The sequence below is a fragment of the Duganella sp. SG902 genome, assembly GCF_013376005.1.
GTDB lineage: Bacteria > Pseudomonadota > Gammaproteobacteria > Burkholderiales > Burkholderiaceae_D > Rugamonas.
In genome coordinates this window covers 510,663-527,748 of record NZ_JABMJK010000001.1, presented here as the reverse complement: position 1 = coordinate 527,748, position 17,086 = coordinate 510,663, and the positions used below count along the sequence as shown (strand labels likewise).

Here is a 17,086-nt window from a genome sequence, read left to right as displayed (position 1 = left end):
TCCAACCCGGGCCTTTATCTTGTTAAAATACCTAGTCATTCCAGCCGCAGTGCTGTGCGCCACAAGCGCACATGCCGACGAAGGCCAATGGCAGCCATACCAGCTGCCGCAATTGAAATCCGAACTGAAACGGGTGGGCATCGCCATCCCGGCGGAAAAGCTTGCCGACCTGTCCAAACATCCGATGAGCGCCATCGTGTCGCTCGGTGGCTGCTCGGCGTCGTTCGTGTCGGACGCCGGCCTGGTGGTCACCAACCACCACTGCGCCTATGGCGCCATCCAGCGCAACTCGACGCCGGAACACAACTACATCGCCAACGGCTTCCTCGCCAAGACCCGCGCGCAGGAACTGCCGGGTGGTCCGAACACGCTGGTGTACGTGACCGACAAGGTGGAAAACGTCACCGGCCGCGTGCTGAAGGGCGTTACCCCATCCATGAGCGGCAAGCAGCGCAGCGCGGCCGTGGACAAGGCCATCAAGGCGCTGATCGCGGAATGCGAGAGCGACAAGTTTTATCGCTGCTCGGTGCCAGCGTTTCATCGCGGCCTTGAGTACTACCGCATACGCCAGATGATGATCCGCGACGTGCGCCTGGTGTACGCGCCGGCCAATTCGCTGGGCGACTTTGGCGGCGATATCGACAACTACGAATGGCCGCGCCACGTTGGCGACTATTCCTTCCTGCGCGCCTACGTGGGCAAGGACGGCCGTCCGGCCGATCCGTCGCCGGACAACGTGCCGTATCACTCGAAAGACTTCCTGGTGGTATCGGCGGCGGGCCTGAAGAATGGCGACCCGGTGCTGCTGGCCGGTTATCCGGGCCGCACCAGCCGCTACAAGCTGCCGTCGGAAATCCGCTACGCGCGCGATGCCGCCTATCCGGCCAAGGCCGCCGAGATCCAGTCGGACCTCGACGTCATCGCCGCCAGCACCAAGGACAGCGAGGCGGACGCCGTGCGCTACGCCAGCGTGGTCAAAAGCCTGAACAACGTGATGAAGAAAACGCGCGGCCTGATGGACGGCTTTGCTCGCAAGGACATCGCCGCCATCAAGGACGTGCAGGACGCCGAGTTCCGCGCGTGGTACGGCAAGCAGGCCAACGCCTCCAAAACGCTGTTGCCCGAACTGGATAAACTGATCGCCGCCGATATCGCCCTGAGCGACGAGGAATTCGGCTACAGCGTGGCCACCACCGGGGACTTGCTGAAAACCGGCACCATCCTGTACCGCCTGGCGCTGGAGAGCGCCAAGCCGGACGCTGAACGTGAAACCGGCTACCAGCAGCGCGACCTGACCTTCATCAAGGCGCGTCTGAATCGCCTGGAACAATCGTACGTGGGTAGCGTCGATCAAGCGCGCTTCATCGCGGCTCTGCGGCGCTACGCGGCGTTGCCGAAGTCGATGCACGTGACCGACCTGGACGCGCTGCTGCCGGCGGTGGACGCGGTGCCGGCGCTGTACGCGCAATCGCAACTGGGCGATACCGCGCGGCGCCTGGCGTGGGTGGGCAAGGATGCCGCCGCCATCGGCGCCTCGGACGATGCCTTCCTCCAGCTGGCGGTGAAGATCGACGGCGTGACGCAGGCGCTGAAGGAGCGCCGCAAGGAACTCGATGGCAACCTGGAACGCGTGATTCCGCAATACATGGCGGCCGTGATCGCGTGGAAGAAGTCGCAGGGCAAGCCGGTGTACCCGGACGCGAATTCGACCCTGCGCGTGACCTATGGCACCGTGTCGCCGTATTCACCGAAGGATGGCATCACCAAGGGTCCGTTCACCACGATTGAGGGGATCGTCGAGAAGAACACCGGCAAGGAGCCATTCAATGCGCCGGCCAATCTGCTGGAAGCCATCAAGGCCAGGCGCTACGGGCAGTTCAAGGATCCGGTTCTCGGCACGGTGCCGGTCAACTTCCTGACCAGCGCCGACACCACCGGCGGCAATTCGGGTTCGGCGGTGATGAACAAGCATGGTGAGCTGGTCGGTCTGAATTTCGATTCGACCTATGAGTCCATCACCAAAGACTGGTACTTCGACAGCGACATCACCCGCGCCATCCACATGGACATCCGGTATATGCTGTGGGTGATGCAGGAAGTTGACCATGCCGACAATCTGCTGAGGGAAATGACCATTCAGTATCCGCGCAAATAAACGTGCGTTTTGTTTGGATATGAAGAGCGGCGGCCGCAAAGGCCGCCGCTTTTTTATTTAGCGCGGATCAGCGCAATTCAAGGCGGGATTGGCAACGCTGCATTTCCACTTCCAGAACACGTTGACTTCCTCGTGCAGCTTGACGGAGAAGCTCAGACCAGGAGAGGTCAAGGTAAGCGAGATGGCATCGCCGCCGAGCAGGCGTGGCGGCTCGTTGGTGCCAACCACTGGTTTCATGTCTGCTCCGCCACCCACCGTCATCGAGATCTGACTGTTGGATATGAGATAGGCCAGATTATTTTGGATATATTGGCCGATAGCGAAGCCCCCTACCACTTTGTCGGCGGGGATCAGACGTTGCAGACCAACTTGCCAGTTCTGATCGCGTAAGAAGAAGAATTTTTGGGTTACGCTGGACAGGCCGTTCTGAATGCTGTTGGCGATCGCTGAGTCCACTGCGCCTTCTGCTTTGTTGACCAGGATACTACCCAGAACAGGCAGCATCCAGGTCAGATTCGAGTCGCAGTCGGTCGACGTCGACAGGTTGCCGTTGATGCCGATTTTATTTGGCGGGAGCGCGCCGTCGGCGCTGCCCAGCTGCGCGGTGATGGTAATGTTGTTGTAGTAGGTCGTGTTGGTGCAGCTGAAATTGATGATGCCGGCCTTGGTGCCACTGTACGAAGCATTGAAGCGATAGCTCAAACCGCTCAGCGTGACGTAAATGACGCCGCTGGAGGAGGGGCGCAAGGTGATGGTCGGCAGGCCGGTGAGGGTGCCGCTGCCAAAGCGCGCACCTTGCGAATTCACGGCATTGGCGACGGCGGTGTTCAGCGCGTATTGGATCTGATATGGGACATTCTGGGCATCGACGATCAGCGCGCCCAACGGACCGTTGGCGGCGCGATTCTCGCTGTAAGGCAGCGAGCTATTATTGGCGCTGAGGATAACCGAATTGGTACCTGAAATAACTTGTGGAATAAAGTCGGCATGGGCGGAACCGGCCAGCAACATGGCCGCTGCGATGAATAAGGCTTTACGCATTCGAGACTCCAAAAAAGGGATAGGGTGTGCTGCACCCCTATGGTGACGCCAAGAAATTATAAAGTCAATAACCATTATGAATTGATAACTTTATTGGGTAACTGTCCCGTTAGTCGCCGCTTGCGTATTCAGCTGAAAACTCGCATACTCCCGCGCTACTTCGCATCACCGCCACGATCCATGAACGAAATTTTCACACTGTCTGGTTTTGCTAATAGCCCGCTGACCTTATTCGGTTTGCCTACCACGCCGCTGGAGCTGGCGGGCTTTGTGCTGGCTGTGCTGACCGTCCTGCTGAATATCTATCAGCGGCATTGGGCATGGTTGTTTGCGATCCTGTCGTCGGCGGTGTATGCGGTCGTGTTCTACGCTTCACGTCTTTACGGCGACATGGGGTTGCAGCTGGTATTTATCTCGGTATCGGTGTGGGGCTGGTATCAGTGGTTGCGTCCGGGGCTGGCCGATGCACAGGAATTGCCTGTGACGCAGTTGAATCGCCAAGGCTGGTTCTGGTCATTGCTGGGATGGGGCGCGGCTTATGCGGCGTTGTGGTGGTTTCTCTCCAGCTGTACCGATACGGACGTGCCGCGCACGGACGCTTTTCTGACCGCTGGCAGCTTGCTGGGGCAAGTGCTGCTGTCGCGTAAAAAGATCGAGAACTGGCACGTCTGGATTATTGTCGACGTGCTGTACGTGGCGCTGTACCTGCACAAGCACCTGATGCTGACCGCGATCCTGTACGCCGTGTTTGTCGGCATGGCGGTGATCGGCCTGCGCGCCTGGAGCGGCGACGCCGGCACGGGCGGCCGCCGCCTGGCGCTGGAATGAAGCGCGTCGCCATCCTCGGCACGGAGGCTTCCGGCAAAAGCACGCTGGCCGCGGCGCTGGCGGATCACTATGGCACCGTTTGGGTGCCTGAATATCTGCGGGAGTTTGTGGATACGAAGGGGCGCGTGCCGGTGGCGGCGGACCAGATCCACATCGCCCGCACGCAGCTGGAACGCGAGAACGAAGCCGCGCCGCGTGCGCGGCGTTTCCTGTTCTGCGACACCACGCCGTTGATGACGGCGGTCTACAGCATTCACTACTTCGGCGGCATCGACGATCAACTGGCCGTGCTGGCCGCCGCGCACACGCGACATTACGACCTGACGCTGGTGGCGACGCCCGACATGCCCTGGGAAGCCGATGGCCTGATGCGCGACAACGACGAAGTGCGCCAGACCATCAACCGCATCCTGCTGAAAGAGCTGGCGGCACGCGGGATTCCCTACGTGCCGGTTGGCGGCGGCATTGAACAACGCGTCGCGCTGGTGGCGGACGCGCTGAACAAACTTTAGAGATCGAACTGCGCCGATACGCGGAAGGTGCGCGAAGCACCCGGCATCAGGTAGCCGCCCAGATCCGGCGTGACATCGCGCCAGTAGAACTTGTCGAACGCGTTGTCGATACCGGCACGGAAGGTCGTGCCGACACTGCCGATGCGGGTGGCATACGAGGCGCTCAGGTTCACCACGTGATAGCCCGGCACGAACACGGTGTTGGCCGCGTCGAAGGCCTTCTTGCCCGAGTATTGCCAGTTGGCGCCAACCTTCAGGCCCGCCACTTGCGGCAGGGCGTAATCCGCATAGACCGAGGACTTGAACGCGGCGACGTCGGTCACGCGCTTGCCATCCAGCTCCGCCGAGCCGGTGTCGCGCTGCTGGGTGTTGAGCGCGGTGGCCGATACGCCCACCGTCAGGTCGCTTGAGATGCGGCCGTTCAGCGCCACTTCCAGGCCGCGATTCTGGGCCAGGCCATTACGCACGTAGAACTTGTTGGCGTCGGTGTACTCCAGGCCTTTGCGGATCTGGAACAGCGCCACGCTCGCGCTCAGGTCTGGACGGATGTCCGCCTTCACGCCCACTTCCACTTGTTTCGATTTGCCCGGCTCCAGCGCGCGGCGCTGGTTCTCGGTGCCGATCGGCGCCACGCCGCCATGCTCCAGGCCTTGCGACCAGGAGGCGTAAGTCGCCACGTTGGAGCGCACGTTGTAGACCAGCGCCACGTTCGGCAGCCAGAAGCCGATGTCGGTGTGCGCGTAAGGCAGCACCACGCCGTTATCGTCCTTGCCTACGTACTCGTCGCGCTTGACCTGCACGTAGCGCGCGCCGGCATGCAGCTTGAGCTGCGCGTTCAGACTCATGATGTCCTGCGCGAACAGCGCCCGCTCATTGTCGCGGCGGCGCTCGGAGACCGGACCGCTGTCGCCCGGCGCGGGCGGCACCACCACCGGATGGTAGATGTTGCTGACGCCCGACCAGTCGTACAGGTAGTCGCCCCATTTCTCGCTGTTCTTGAAGAACGACGCGCCGGCGGTGACTTCGTGCTTGATGCCGGCCGCCGTGTAGCTGCCTTGCAGCAGCGCCTGCGCGGTCAGCGGCGACTTCTTCTCACCCTTGCTGATGTAATTGTAGACATCGTAATCGCCATTGCCGCAGTAGCCCGGATACAGTTCCTGCGCGGTGCAGCCGTAAGGGAAGGCGGTGTAGTCGTCGCGCTTGAACTGGTGCTGGTTGGCGCTCAGGGTCGCGGTCCACTCCGGCGAGAGGATGTACTCGAAGCGCACGCCGACGTTGGCGCTGGTGGTTTCCACCGGACGGCTCCACGGCTGGTCGTTCAGCAGCACGTCCGGATCGACCTTCGGCAGGCTGACATTGTTCAGCAGTTGATAGCCGGGCGCGGTGATCTGCGACTTGCGCTGATAGTCGGCGTCGACCTGCAGCAGCGCCTGTGGCGAGATGCGCCAGTCGAAAGCGCCCGAGATGAACTTGCGGTTGCCGTCCGCGCCCTTGACGTAGGAGCGCAGGCGCTCGGCGGCGGCGTTGATGCGGTAGCCGAAATCGCTGTTGTCGAAGCGACCGCCCAGATCCAGGGCGCCGTACAGCGTGCCGCGTTCGCGGGTTTCCAGCACCACGGTGCGCAGCGGCGTGTCGGTCGGGCGCTTGGTGACGTAGTTGACGATGCCGCCCGGCGCGGACACGCCGGCCTGCAGACCGGACAGGCCTTTCAGCACCTCGAGGCGTTCCTTGTTCTCGAGCGGGATCTGGGTGTCGCCGGGAATCGCCATGCCGTCCTTGCGGTAGCTCGAGGCGTTATCGAGCTTGAAGCCGCGGATCGAGAACTGCTCGGCATAGCCGACCGCGTTGTAGGAGTCGCTCAGGCTGGCGTCGAATTTGGCGGCGTCGGTGGTCGAGCGGATTTGCAGGTCCAGCATCTGCTGGGCTGTCAGCACGCTGACCGAGGCCGGGGTTTCCAGCAGCGGCGCGTTGGAGAAACCGGCGACGGAAGCCGAGGCAGCGCGGGTCTTGGCGGCCGTGACGACGACTTCCTGCATGGCCTGGTCGGCCTCTGCCGCGCGGGCGGCGCCGGACGTCATCTGTAAAACCGCCAATGCGATGGCGGACACTGCAAAGTTTGGTGTGGACATATCTGCTCTCTACGTGTTCGGCTGGGAGCCGGCGAAGAGAGCCATCAAAGGAGGGGAGAACCACATTTGCGCTTTCCTTCGCTGGCATTATCCAGATCAGGTACGAAGGGTATCTCTCACCCGGACACAGCGTTCCAGGACCCCTAGCGAAGGCGTGAGTGTAACACAGTTAACTCCGGGGTCAGGTCCTCCATTTCTACACGAGCTCTGCTGTAGCCGGCCGGCTACAGCAGAGCTCGTGTAGAAATGGAGGACCTGACCCCGGAGTTGTGCGCCGTGTTTTGTACGGCGTCGCTACACTTCGGACTTGCGTCGCCGGACGCTTATGAAAGGGGTTGAATGAAGCAGTCGTATCAAGAGGGGAGCTGGTTTGCCGTGCCTTTGCTGGATGGCGGCTATGGCTGGGGCCTGGTGGCCCGCCTGTCGCCGGGGAGCAAAATCATGCTCGCGTATCTGTTCGGTCCCAAGCTGCCGCGCCTGCCCTCGGTGGAGGAGCTGAACACGCTGCGCCCGCAGGACGCCGTCAAGGTGCTGCGCTGCGGCGACATGGCGCTGGCCAGCGGCCATTGGCGCGTGCTGGGCGAGATCGATCATTGGGATCCAGCCATGTGGCCGGTGCCGCAATTCCTGCGCCGCGCCGACGCGCTCAAGCGCGCCTGGCGCGTGACCTATTCCGACGCCGACCCCAGCCGTTCGGAGCGCGAGGAGTCCGTACCCTACGATACACAAGGGCTGGAGGCCGATTCGCTGTACGGCTACGGCTCCACCGAGCTTTTGCTGACCAAGCTGCTGGAGGCGCCCGATCATCCCATCAATCAGCAGCGCAGTTGACGTTCCACGCCGCGTACTCGCCGCGGCTCTTGCGCACCGCCACGCGCACGCGCGTGTCGCGGTCGCTTTCGAACACCATGCCCACCATTTGCGGCGCGCCGTTGGCCGGCGGCGCCGGCTCGATGGCGCTCAGGCGGAAGGTCAGCGCCCGCTGGCGCGCGCAGCTCGAATTGCCGGCGAAGAGCAGGCGCGCCCGCTCCAGCAAGGCGCGGTGCTGGCGCAGCAGCGCGGCCACGTCGTCGCCGGAGACGGCCGGGGCCATCCGCACCGTGTACCGCGCGGCCGTGCAGATTACCTTGGGCGTGGCCAGCCAGACGTACCATTCCGGCGCGGCGGCGGACGGCGTCCAGCGCTGGCCCTTGGGCGCCTTGGCGTCGTAGATGTAGCTGGTGCGCACCTGGCGGCACAGTTCCGGCGTGTGGTGGCGCGGCGAGGAGTCGACCCGCGCGATCACCCGCCACGCCTCGCCGCGACGGCGTTGGATGTCGAACACGGGGGCGAACAGCGAAGGCCCGCCGCCGATCCGCGCCGGCACCTGCTCGCGGTAGTATGCGTCGAAGGAGCCGCGTTCCTCGGCGGTGGGCTCGCGCGTTTGCACCGCTGGCGCAGCGTTGGCCGCGCCGCCCAGCAGCGCCGCGCATAACAGCAGGCGCCGCATCACAGCGCCTTCATCACGATCTGGATTTGCAGCCCGCCGCCATCGCGATTGCGCACGTGCAGCTCGGCGTTGTGGCGGCTCATCACGCGTTCGACGATGGCCAGTCCCAGCCCGGCGCCATTGGCTTGGCCGCGCGCGGTGTCCAGCCGGGTGAATGGCTTGAGCAGCTGCTCGATCTGGTCGGCCGGCACCCCGGCGCCATGGTCCTGCACCTCGATGGTCACGCGCTTGGAGGTGTGCATGCCTTTCACGCTGCACTTGATGTCGATCTCGGTGTATTCCTCGCCCGGCGTCTTGCCGTAGCGGCGCGCGTTCTCGATCAGGTTATTGATGACGCGCTTGATGTCGGTGGCGTTGCCCATGGCGTGGGCGCCCGGCGCGATGTCGGTGTTGATGCGCACATCCGGCAGGCGCGAGACTTCATGCGCGGTGTCGGCCAGCAGCTCGCTGATGTCGACGTTGATGAAGCTGGAAGCTTCGGTCGGCTTGGCGTAGTCGAGGAACTGGCCGATGATGGCGTCCATCTGGCCAATGTCGGACTGCATGCCCTCGCGCGCCTCCGGCGACAGGTTGGCCATCTCCAGCTCGAGCTGCATGCGCGCCAGCGGGGTGCGCAGGTCGTGCGAGATGCCGGCCAGGATCACCGCGCGGTCGGATTCAACTTGTTGAAGATCGTCGACCATCTGGTTGAAGCTGCGGTTGGCCTCCATGATTTCGAGCGGGCCTTTTTCCGGCAACGGTGCCGGGCGTTTGCCCTGCGCGAAATCGCGCGTGGCCTGCGTCAGGCGCCGCAGCGGCAGGTTGATCAGGCTGGAGATGAAGGCCGCGCCCACCAGCGACACCACCGATACCACGCTGGCCCAGCCCAGCCACTGGATGCCGGTCAGGCCCCGTATGCGCTCGCGCTCCAGCATCAGCCAGTACTGGTCGTCGTCGATGTTGAAGCTGACCCAGAAGCCGGCCACGCCGTTCACCTTGGACGAGAAGCGCGTGTCCGCCCCCAGCTTGGCCTTGACCAGCTTTTCGATGTCCGGCATCAGCGCGTTGCTGGCCGGCGGTTCGACCTTGTCGTCTTCCTCCAGCGGGAATACGCGGATGCCTTCGTTCGACACCAGCTCGAACAGCAGCTCGCGCCGCAGTTCCGGCGCCGAGTGGGTGAGGGCGGCGTGGGTGATGGTGACCACCGAGATCACCTGCGACGATATCTGCTGCACCTGCGGCTCGTGCTGCACCACGCTGATCATGCCGACCCACGCCGTCATGCTGGTGGTGGTGAGGGCGCCCAGCAGGAAGAAGGTGCGCCAGAATAGGCCGCTTTTCAGGCTGGCCAGGCGGAGGGAAAACTTCATACGTGTTCGCGCAGCTTAGCGCGGCTGCCCCTCCGGAATAAACACGTAGCCCAGGCCCCACACGGTCTGGATGTACAGCGGGCTCGATGGATCCGGTTCGATCAGCTTGCGCAGGCGCGAGATCTGCACGTCCAGGCTGCGGTCGAAGACCTCGTACTCGCGGCCGCGCGCCAGTTCCATCAGCTTTTCACGCGAGAGCGGCTGGCGCGCGTGGCGCGCGAACACCTTCAGCACCGAGAATTCGCCGGTGGTCAGCGGCACGGTCTCGCCGTTTTTCTTCAGCGTGCGGGTGCCCAGATCCAGCACGAACTGGCCGAATTCAAAGGTTTGCGGGGTTTCCGACGGCGCGCCCGGGATTTCGTCCGGGCCGCGGCGGCGCAGCACGGCGCCGATGCGGGCTACCAGCTCGCGCGGGTTGAATGGCTTGGGCAGGTAGTCGTCGGCGCCCATCTCCAGGCCGACGATGCGGTCCACGTCCTCGCCTTTGGCGGTCAGCATGATGATCGGGGTCTGGTCGCCGGCGCCGCGCAGGCGGCGGCAGATCGACAGGCCGTCTTCGCCAGGCAGCATCAAGTCCAGCACCAGCAGGTCGTAGCGCTCGCGCAGCCACAGCTTGTTCATGGCGGTGGCGCTTTCGGCGGTGAAGACGTTGAAGCCTTGCTCGGTCAGGTAGCGGCGCAGCAGGTCGCGCAGCCGAACGTCGTCGTCGACCACCATGATCTTGGCCGCGTGGCCTTGCGCGTTGGCGGCGTTGTTGCCGGATTCAGTCGTTGTGCTAGTCATTTGGCTGCCAGATTTGTCTTATTCATGTTGCTATGGTAACGTCATATTCGTCCTGCGAAAACGCGTGCGGGACGACCCATTACAAATTATTACAAACTTTACCCAAAACGCCTTACCCCCTTGGTCAAAGCATCATACACTGCGGGCATAGATTCAGCTTTTTAGGGAACGCCATGTTCATCGATCACAAAAAAATATTCGCGGCAGCTAGCGCATCTTTTTGCGTTCGATCGGTCTTGGCTTCCGCGTTGGTATGCTGCGGCGCGTTGGGCGCCGGCGTGGCGCAAGCCGATGGCGGCGATAGTCCGCAACGCCGCGAGCCGTCGCAACATCAACAGAACCAGCGCAACGAACAGCGTTACGACAGCCGCCAGCTCGATCCGCGCAGCTACGAGGCGCGCGCCGAGGAACAGCGCCGCGCCATGCAGGAGGCCAGCCGCAACGCGGAACTCAATCGCCGTGTCGGCCGCATGACGCCGGACGAACGCCGCGACCTGCGCCGCCAGATCAACGAAGTGGGGCAGGACCTGTACGCCAACCCGCCGCGGCGTTAATTGCCAGCCAATTAAAGCTGGTAAAACTGCATGATTATTAGCTGAATATTATTGATTTGTATCAATAAATTCACAGCTGTGCAGTCTTCGACATCAAAAATCCTTTCTTTTGCATGGTCTGCGTGTAATATTAATTTATTACACGCAACGCCTTTCGGCCCGAGCGTGCCGTTTGGAGGAAGACCGTGGTTCAAGACGTTGCATCCGCAGCGCTAGCCGCCGACCGGGAGCCAGAAGCTCCGGGTCCCGGCTTGCCTATAGGTTTGGGTAAGCAAGCGGACGGCATTTACATCGATCTGAGCATGAGCAAGCCATCGCTGGTGGCGGCGGTGACGCACGTGTTCCAGTCGGGCTGGTATTTCACCGGCCTCGATTATCCGGCGTTGATCAACGCGCTGTATGGCGTGGGGCCGGACCTGGGCGCGCTGCAGGCCTTGCGCGTGGCCGACGATGTGCGCCTGTTCGACGGCAACCGGCTGGCGCTGTACAAGGCGCCCAAGGTCAGCCTTTCCTATGCCGAGTATTACTTCCAGCAGCTGTACCAGGAGGAGATGACGCTGCCCGACGGCACCGTGATCCCCGAGCGTCCGGTGTACCTCGATATCGACGAATTCATCGCCGACATGTGGAACAAGGGCATACGCTTTGGCATCGACGTGGCGGCCGTGAAGGCGGCCATGGCGTCGACCAAGCCTGACCGCATCACCTTCGCCACCGACCTGGAGCCCGAGAAGGGGCAGGACGCCACCGTGGTGGAAGTGTCCTCCGACCTGCATCGCAGCGATGCGCCCAAGGCGCGCGCCGATGGCCGCATCGACCTGCAGAGCTTCCAGAACCGCTTCCCGCAAATCAAGGCCCATATGCGGCTGCTGAAAAAGCTGTCGCCGGTGCCCGGCCTGCCGGGCTTCGACCTGGCCGGCCGCAAGACCGATCCGGAGCCGCCCAAGGATCTGACCCTGCGTTTTCTGGCCGGCGAAGGCACCGAGGCCAAAATGTTCGAGGACGGCGAGTACCTGGTCTCCACGCGCGAGGGCTTCCTGAGTGTGGACGCCAAGTCCAACCGCATTTCCATCACCGATAAAATCGTCAGCCTGGAAGGCGTGAGCGGGCGCACCACCGGCAACCTGCAGCTGGCCGGCGCCTACGAGGAATATGGCGACGTGCAGGAGCAGCGCGAAGTCACCGGCAGCGACATCACGGTGCACGGCAACGTCTATGGGAATATCAACTCGCGCGGCGGCACCGTGGTGCTGGACAAGAATCTGGTGAGCGGCAGCGTGCATAACGCGGCCGGGAACATCAACATCGCCGGCGTGGCGTCCAATTCGGTGATCTACGCGGCCAATGGCGCCATCACCATCGCGCGCGCGGAGAACTGTGTCATCTCCGGCGGCAAGGTGAAAGTGGAGGAGGCCTCCAACTGCGAAATCATCGGCGACGAGGTCTTCATCGAGGTGGCCGAGGGCTGCGCGGTGGCCGGTCGCAACGTGGAAATGGAGAACGCCGGCCCGCGCCGCCGCACCGAGATGGTGATCTACGTGCTGGTGAAGGACGTGACCCAGTTCGACCAGGAGATCGCTGAGCTGGAGCAGCGTGTGGCCGCGTTTGCCCAGGCAAATGAGGCCAGCCAGCGGGAGATCGATCGCCTGTCCGCGCTGCCGGACGTGCGGCGCTACCTGGCGCTGGCGGCCAAGCTGCGCACCCAGGAACTAGTGCTGACGCCTGAGCAGGGACAGCATCTGAAAAAGATCGCCGGCGCGGTGGCGGACGAGGTGAAGGCGCTGCAGAAGTCGCAGCAGGATCTGCAGGCCGGACAGACGCAGCACAAACTGCTGAACGACCGGCTGCTGCGCGTGATCGAGCAGAAGGTGGAGGCGGCCGGCATCGCCCGCTGCGGCCTGCACATGGTCAGTGGCGAGACCATGGTGCGCACCATGCCGTTTGCCGCCGATACCACGGCCTTGCGCGCGCTGCAGCCCAAGGAGCTCAAGGCGCGCCTGCGCGGCACGCCAAGCGGCGGCGAGTTGTTGTTTGCCGATGCCACCGGTTCGCTGGACTGGCACCTGAACCCGCGCCTGCGGTTCGCGTCCCCTTGAAGCGGCTGGCGCAAGCCCGGCGTAACATGCTAATCTTGGGCTAACATTAAAAAGTGAAGGGCGCCTGCGCTGCCGGGCCAACCCGACGTACATCTTCCTGGGGATTGCACTGTGTCAGACGACGCGACGGCGCTGGAACAAACTGCGGAAGGCGATCTGCCTGCAGCGATCGTCAAGCGGGAGGACGGCATTTACTTTTCGGCCGAGGCCTCCGCCGTGGCTTGCCTGTCGGCGGTCAGCCAGGTCTTCCTCAGCAGCGCCTACTTCGCCGGCCTCGATTACGCGGTCTTCAGCAAGGTGCTGTACAACGTCGGTCCCGACCTGCCCGAAAGCCTGCGCGACCGGCCGCTGCTGCGCTTCGCCGACAGCATAGAGCCCTTCCACGCGGCGCGGCGCGCCCTGTACAAGACGGTCAAGATCATCAACGGCGAGGCCGAGTACTACTTCGAGCCGGTGTTTTTCGAGGTGCCGGACCTGCCGCCGCAACCGGCGCGCCTGAACTTCGACGAATTCGTGTCCGACATGTGGGTCAAGGGCATCCGCTTCGGCATCGATGCACCGGCGGTGCGCGACGTGATCGCCACCGGGCGGCTGGCGCGCATCATCGTGGCGCGGCGCCTGAACGCGATGCCGGGTAAGGACGCTTCCATCGTTGAAGTGTCGCAGGATATCCATCGCAGCAACGCGCCCCGGGAGATGGGCGATGGCCGGCTGGACCTGCAGACTTTCCAGAACCGCTTCCCGCAGGTGAAGCCGAACGTCAAGCTGCTGCGCAAGGTGCCGCGCACGCCCGGTGTGCGCGGCTATGAATTATCCGGCTTGGTGCTGGAGCCGCCGGTTCCCAAGGATATTGAGCTGACCAGCGTGGCCGGCGAGGGCACCGTGATCGAGAACCTGCGCGGCGGCGAGTTCCTGGTGTCCGCCGTGGAGGGCTTCCTCAGCGTCGACCCGGGCAGCAAGCGCCTGTCGATCGGCCCCAAGATCATCAGCCGCGAGGGCGTCAGCGCGCGCACCACTGGCAACCTGCAGCTGACCGGCGAGTACGAGGAATTTGGCGACGTGCAGGAGCAGCGCGTGGTGGAGGGCGGGAACATCACCATCCACGGCGACGTGTTCGGGAATATCGTGTCGCGCGGCGGCGACATCGTGTTGAGCAAGAACCTGATGGGCGGCACCGCCACCAATGCCGACGGCGCGATCCGCGTGCGGGGCGTGGCCTCCGGCGCGGTGCTGCAGGCCAGGCGCGGCGAGGTCGCGCTGGCGCGGGCGGAAAGCTGCATCATCTCCGGCACCCGCGTGGTGATCGGGGAGGCCAGCAACTGCGAGATCATGGCGGAGGAGGTGGTGATCAAGGTGGCCGAGGGCTGCGCCATCGCCGCCCGCAAGATCGAGATCGTCCACGCCGGTCCGCGCAAGCAGAATGAGATGCTGTTGTACGCGCTGGTGCCGGATACCTCGAAGTTCGACAAGAAGATCGCCGAACTGCAGCCCAGGGTGCAGCACGCCGCGCGCGAAGCCGATGTGCGCAAGGCGGAGATGGACGCGATCACCAGCCAGACGGAGGTGCGCAATTACCTGACGCTGGCCACCCGCGTGCGCAAGCGCGAGGTGACGCTGACGCCGGAGCAGGAACCGCTGTTCCACAAGATGGCGGAGGCGGTGGGGCCGTCGCTGCGGCAGGTGGCCAAGATTTCGCTGGCGATGAAGGCGGCGCAGGTGCAGCAGGAGCAGGCGCAGGAAGAGGTCAACCAGGTGATCCGTCAGAAGAAGGCCATGCAGCGCGGCTCGCGCTGCGTGGTGGAGCTGCTGACCGGCGACGTGCTGCTGAGGACCATGAGTTTTGTGCCGGGCGAGCCGCCACCCCACGACCGGCCGGCCAAGGAGGTCAAGGCCAAGGTGCGCACCGCCGCGCCGGGCATGACGGTGCTGTACAGCGGCCACGTTGGGCCGATCAACTGGGCGCCGTACGTCGAGGATTAGTCGCCCGGCGCTAGGTGCGGCGCAGCGCGGCCACCAGTTCGCGCGCGTAGCCGGGGAGGGCCGCCTCGTCGCGCACGCAGATCAGCAGCTTGCGGTCTGCCCATTCATCCGTCAGTTTCACCACGCGCAGTTCGCCGCCGCTGCGGCGAGCGGCGGCTTCGGGCAGCAGGGCGACTCCGGCGCCGCTGGCCGCCATCCTGCAGATGGCGTCAAAACTCAGTAGCCTGATCTTGCAGTGCACGCGCCGCCCCAGCCGCGCGGCCTGTTCGTTGGCGTTTTGCTGGAAGGCGCTGTCGCCGGCCAGGCCGATGAAGTCGTGCTCCAGCGCTTCGGCAAACGCCATGCGGCGTCTGGGGCCGAGCGCGTGCGCCAGCGGATGGGCGCGCGCCATCACCAGCACCAGCGGATCGTCGCGGAAGGGAAAGGTCTGCAAGGCTTCATGGTCCACCGCGTCCGAGATGATGCCGATATCGGCAGCGCCGTCCGCCACCGCCGGGGCGATTTCGCGGCTCAAACGCTCTTCAAGGTTGATGCCCAGTTGCGGATGCGTCTTGAGGAAGCCCGCCAGCGCATCCGGCAGGAACTCGGTGATGGCCGAGGTATTGCACAGCAGGCGCACCTGGCCTTTGAGGCCGGTGGCAAATTGCGCCAGGTCGGCGTGCATCGTGTCGACCTGGCGCAGGATGGTGCGGGCGTGCTGCAACAGCGTGCGGCCGGCCTCGGTGGGATCGGCGCCGCGCCGGCCGCGCTCCAGCAAGGGGACGTTCAGCGCCTCTTCCATGCCGCGTATGCGCGCGCTGGCGGAAGGCAGCGCCAGGTGCGACAGCCGCGCGCCGGCCGTGATGCTGCCGCCCTCCGCCACGTGGATGAACAGCTGCAGGTCGGTCGGGTCGAAGCGCATGGTCTGTGCCTATGGATAATCCGAAGTCAGGCTCAGTATATTCCAGATTTTCAGGCGCCGGCGGCGAGCGCAGAATAGCGCCCATGGATACTTTATTTGTCACCCTGGTTTTCATACTGGCCGGCATGATCAAGGGCGTTACCGGCATGGGCCTGCAGACGGTCGCGATCGCGCTGCTGTCGCTGCGCATGGCGCCGCTGGAGGCGGCCGCGCTGCTGATTGTGCCTTCGTCTGTGACGAATGTCTGGCAGCTGGTGGCGGGGCCGGCGCTGTATCCGCTATGGCTACGCTTCCGGTGGGTGATGCTGGCGGTATGCGTGGGCGTGGCCGGCGCCGGCCTGCTGGGCGCCGCCGCGTGGAGCGGCGAGGCGCTGGGACTGGCGCTGTTGGGCTACGGCCTGCTGGGGTTGACCGGCTGGCGCTTGCACCTCGCGCCTGCGGCCGAGCGCTGGGCCGGTCCGGTGGCCGGTGCCGCCACCGGCATGCTGGCCGGCGTGACCGGTGTGCTGGTGATGCCGGTGGCGCCTTATCTGCAGGCGCTCAACCTCGACAAGGACGACATGGTGCAGGCGCTGGGAATGGCGTTCACGGTCGGTACGCTGGCGCTGGCCGCCATGCTGGCGGCGCGTGGCGAATGGCAGGTGACGGCGGCCGGTGGCTCGCTGCTGGCGCTGATCCCGTCCGGTATCGGCATGGTGATCGGGCAGTGGCTGCGCGACCGCATGCGGCCGGCCATGTTCCGCCGCTGCTTCTTCATCGCGCTGGTGGCGCTGGGCGCGCACCAGCTGTTTATAAAATAACCTTGCCGCGCAGCTGTTTGCGTTCGCTGTCGCGCGTCTTGCCTTCCAGGCGGCGGCGCTGCGAGCTCAGTGTCGGCTTGGTGGCGCGCCGAACGGCGGGCAGCACGGCCACGCTGTCCACCATTTCCTGCAGCCGGCGCAAGGCATCCTGTTTGTTGGCGCCCAGGCTGCGCGACTGCTGCGCTTTCATCACGATCACGCCCTCGCGCGTGATGCGGCTGTCGCGCAACGCCAGCAGGCGCTCCTTGATGTGGTCGGGCAGCGATGAAGCGGCAATGTCGAAGCGCACGTGCACGGCGTTCGATACCTTGTTCACGTTCTGCCCACCCGGGCCCTGCGCGCGGATGGCGCTGAATTCCACTTCGTTCGGATCGATGATGTTCATATGGCGATTGTAGCAAACACGCGCCAGCCGTCCGGGAACGTTGACGCTAGTCAACGCCGGGGAAGGAGGGCGCGGTTAGGATGG

At 64.2% G+C, this 17,086-nt stretch carries 15 protein-coding genes and 1 riboswitch; of the genes, 8 read left to right on the top strand and 7 right to left on the bottom strand.

Annotated elements, in window-relative coordinates:
• The first annotated feature begins 19 nt into the window (after positions 1–19).
• Positions 20–2,155, top strand: coding sequence for a S46 family peptidase (locus FHW83_RS02335; RefSeq protein WP_176644730.1), 2,136 nt, complete (start codon positions 20–22; stop codon positions 2,153–2,155).
• Between the two features lie 57 nt (positions 2,156–2,212).
• Here FHW83_RS02335 and FHW83_RS02330 read toward each other — a convergent pair whose 3' ends face one another.
• Positions 2,213–3,196, bottom strand: coding sequence for a hypothetical protein (locus FHW83_RS02330; protein WP_176644729.1), 984 nt, complete (start codon positions 3,194–3,196; stop codon positions 2,213–2,215).
• 180 nt (positions 3,197–3,376) lie between these two features.
• Between FHW83_RS02330 and pnuC the strand changes: the two genes are divergently transcribed.
• Together pnuC and FHW83_RS02320 are read left to right on the top strand one after the other, a co-directional pair.
• A complete protein-coding gene (gene pnuC, locus FHW83_RS02325; RefSeq protein ID WP_176644728.1) occupies positions 3,377–4,024 on the top strand; it encodes a nicotinamide riboside transporter PnuC in 648 nt (215 codons plus the stop codon).
• Entirely contained in the window at positions 4,021–4,536 is a 516-nt protein-coding gene (locus tag FHW83_RS02320; protein ID WP_176644727.1) for an AAA family ATPase, read from the top strand. The genes pnuC and FHW83_RS02320 overlap by 4 nt, the downstream gene beginning before the upstream one ends.
• On the opposite strand, the gene FHW83_RS02315 is transcribed toward FHW83_RS02320, so the two are convergent.
• Positions 4,533–6,665 (bottom strand): TonB-dependent siderophore receptor, encoded by a 2,133-nt coding sequence (locus FHW83_RS02315; protein WP_176644726.1) that lies wholly within the window; start codon positions 6,663–6,665, stop codon positions 4,533–4,535. The two genes, FHW83_RS02320 and FHW83_RS02315, sit on opposite strands and share 4 nt — an antisense overlap.
• Before the next feature lie 56 nt (positions 6,666–6,721).
• Positions 6,722–6,820, bottom strand: a riboswitch (TPP riboswitch).
• A gap of 184 nt (positions 6,821–7,004) precedes the next feature.
• On the opposite strand from FHW83_RS02315, the gene FHW83_RS02310 reads away from it, so the two are divergent.
• Positions 7,005–7,496, top strand: a complete 492-nt coding sequence (locus FHW83_RS02310) for an Imm26 family immunity protein (RefSeq protein ID WP_176644725.1) — start codon at positions 7,005–7,007, stop codon at positions 7,494–7,496.
• On the opposite strand, the gene FHW83_RS02305 is transcribed toward FHW83_RS02310, so the two are convergent.
• From FHW83_RS02305 to ompR, 3 genes are read right to left on the bottom strand one after another with little or no spacing between them, the layout of a single operon-like run.
• Entirely contained in the window at positions 7,477–8,154 is a 678-nt protein-coding gene (locus tag FHW83_RS02305) for a hypothetical protein (protein WP_176644724.1), read from the bottom strand. The two genes, FHW83_RS02310 and FHW83_RS02305, sit on opposite strands and share 20 nt — an antisense overlap.
• Entirely contained in the window at positions 8,154–9,503 is a 1,350-nt protein-coding gene (locus tag FHW83_RS02300; RefSeq protein ID WP_176644723.1) for a sensor histidine kinase, read from the bottom strand. The genes FHW83_RS02305 and FHW83_RS02300 overlap by 1 nt, the downstream gene beginning before the upstream one ends.
• Positions 9,504–9,518: 15 nt before the next feature.
• Complete coding sequence (ompR, locus tag FHW83_RS02295) at positions 9,519–10,286, bottom strand: two-component system response regulator OmpR (protein WP_155465452.1); 768 nt, start codon at positions 10,284–10,286, stop codon at positions 9,519–9,521.
• A gap of 236 nt (positions 10,287–10,522) precedes the next feature.
• On the opposite strand from ompR, the gene FHW83_RS02290 reads away from it, so the two are divergent.
• The 3 genes from FHW83_RS02290 (at position 10,523) to FHW83_RS02280 (ending at position 14,916) form a co-directional block, all read left to right on the top strand.
• The gene (locus FHW83_RS02290; RefSeq protein ID WP_229223986.1) at positions 10,523–10,840 is read left to right on the top strand and encodes a hypothetical protein; all 318 of its coding nucleotides are present in this window, start codon (positions 10,523–10,525) and stop codon (positions 10,838–10,840) included.
• 302 nt (positions 10,841–11,142) lie between these two features.
• Positions 11,143–12,936, top strand: coding sequence for a flagellar assembly protein A (locus FHW83_RS02285; protein WP_229223985.1), 1,794 nt, complete (start codon positions 11,143–11,145; stop codon positions 12,934–12,936).
• Between the two features lie 111 nt (positions 12,937–13,047).
• Positions 13,048–14,916: a flagellar assembly protein A gene (locus FHW83_RS02280; protein WP_373997155.1), complete on the top strand. Its 1,869-nt coding sequence runs from the start codon at positions 13,048–13,050 to the stop codon at positions 14,914–14,916.
• Between the two features lie 10 nt (positions 14,917–14,926).
• Here the strand turns inward: FHW83_RS02280 and FHW83_RS02275 are convergent, their stop codons facing one another.
• A complete protein-coding gene (locus FHW83_RS02275; protein ID WP_176644720.1) occupies positions 14,927–15,817 on the bottom strand; it encodes a LysR family transcriptional regulator in 891 nt (296 codons plus the stop codon).
• Positions 15,818–15,900: 83 nt separating this feature from the next.
• Between FHW83_RS02275 and FHW83_RS02270 the strand changes: the two genes are divergently transcribed.
• Positions 15,901–16,617, top strand: coding sequence for a sulfite exporter TauE/SafE family protein (locus FHW83_RS02270; RefSeq protein WP_176644719.1), 717 nt, complete (start codon positions 15,901–15,903; stop codon positions 16,615–16,617).
• On the opposite strand, the gene arfB is transcribed toward FHW83_RS02270, so the two are convergent.
• Positions 16,607–17,002 (bottom strand): alternative ribosome rescue aminoacyl-tRNA hydrolase ArfB, encoded by a 396-nt coding sequence (gene arfB / locus FHW83_RS02265; RefSeq protein ID WP_176644718.1) that lies wholly within the window; start codon positions 17,000–17,002, stop codon positions 16,607–16,609. The genes FHW83_RS02270 and arfB overlap by 11 nt on opposite strands.
• Between the last annotated feature and the right edge of the window lie 84 nt (positions 17,003–17,086).

Coding starts and splice junctions, on each gene's coding strand:
- FHW83_RS02330 (WP_176644729.1), bottom strand. CDS start 3,196: ATGCGTAAAGCCTTATTCATCGCAGCGGCCATGTTGCTGGCCGGTTCC.
- pnuC (WP_176644728.1), top strand. CDS start 3,377: ATGAACGAAATTTTCACACTGTCTGGTTTTGCTAATAGCCCGCTGACC.
- FHW83_RS02320 (WP_176644727.1), top strand. CDS start 4,021: ATGAAGCGCGTCGCCATCCTCGGCACGGAGGCTTCCGGCAAAAGCACG.
- FHW83_RS02315 (WP_176644726.1), bottom strand. CDS start 6,665: ATGTCCACACCAAACTTTGCAGTGTCCGCCATCGCATTGGCGGTTTTA.
- FHW83_RS02310 (WP_176644725.1), top strand. CDS start 7,005: ATGAAGCAGTCGTATCAAGAGGGGAGCTGGTTTGCCGTGCCTTTGCTG.
- FHW83_RS02305 (WP_176644724.1), bottom strand. CDS start 8,154: ATGCGGCGCCTGCTGTTATGCGCGGCGCTGCTGGGCGGCGCGGCCAAC.
- FHW83_RS02300 (WP_176644723.1), bottom strand. CDS start 9,503: ATGAAGTTTTCCCTCCGCCTGGCCAGCCTGAAAAGCGGCCTATTCTGG.
- ompR (WP_155465452.1), bottom strand. CDS start 10,286: ATGACTAGCACAACGACTGAATCCGGCAACAACGCCGCCAACGCGCAA.
- FHW83_RS02285 (WP_229223985.1), top strand. CDS start 11,143: ATGAGCAAGCCATCGCTGGTGGCGGCGGTGACGCACGTGTTCCAGTCG.
- FHW83_RS02275 (WP_176644720.1), bottom strand. CDS start 15,817: ATGCGCTTCGACCCGACCGACCTGCAGCTGTTCATCCACGTGGCGGAG.
- FHW83_RS02270 (WP_176644719.1), top strand. CDS start 15,901: ATGGATACTTTATTTGTCACCCTGGTTTTCATACTGGCCGGCATGATC.
- arfB (WP_176644718.1), bottom strand. CDS start 17,002: ATGAACATCATCGATCCGAACGAAGTGGAATTCAGCGCCATCCGCGCG.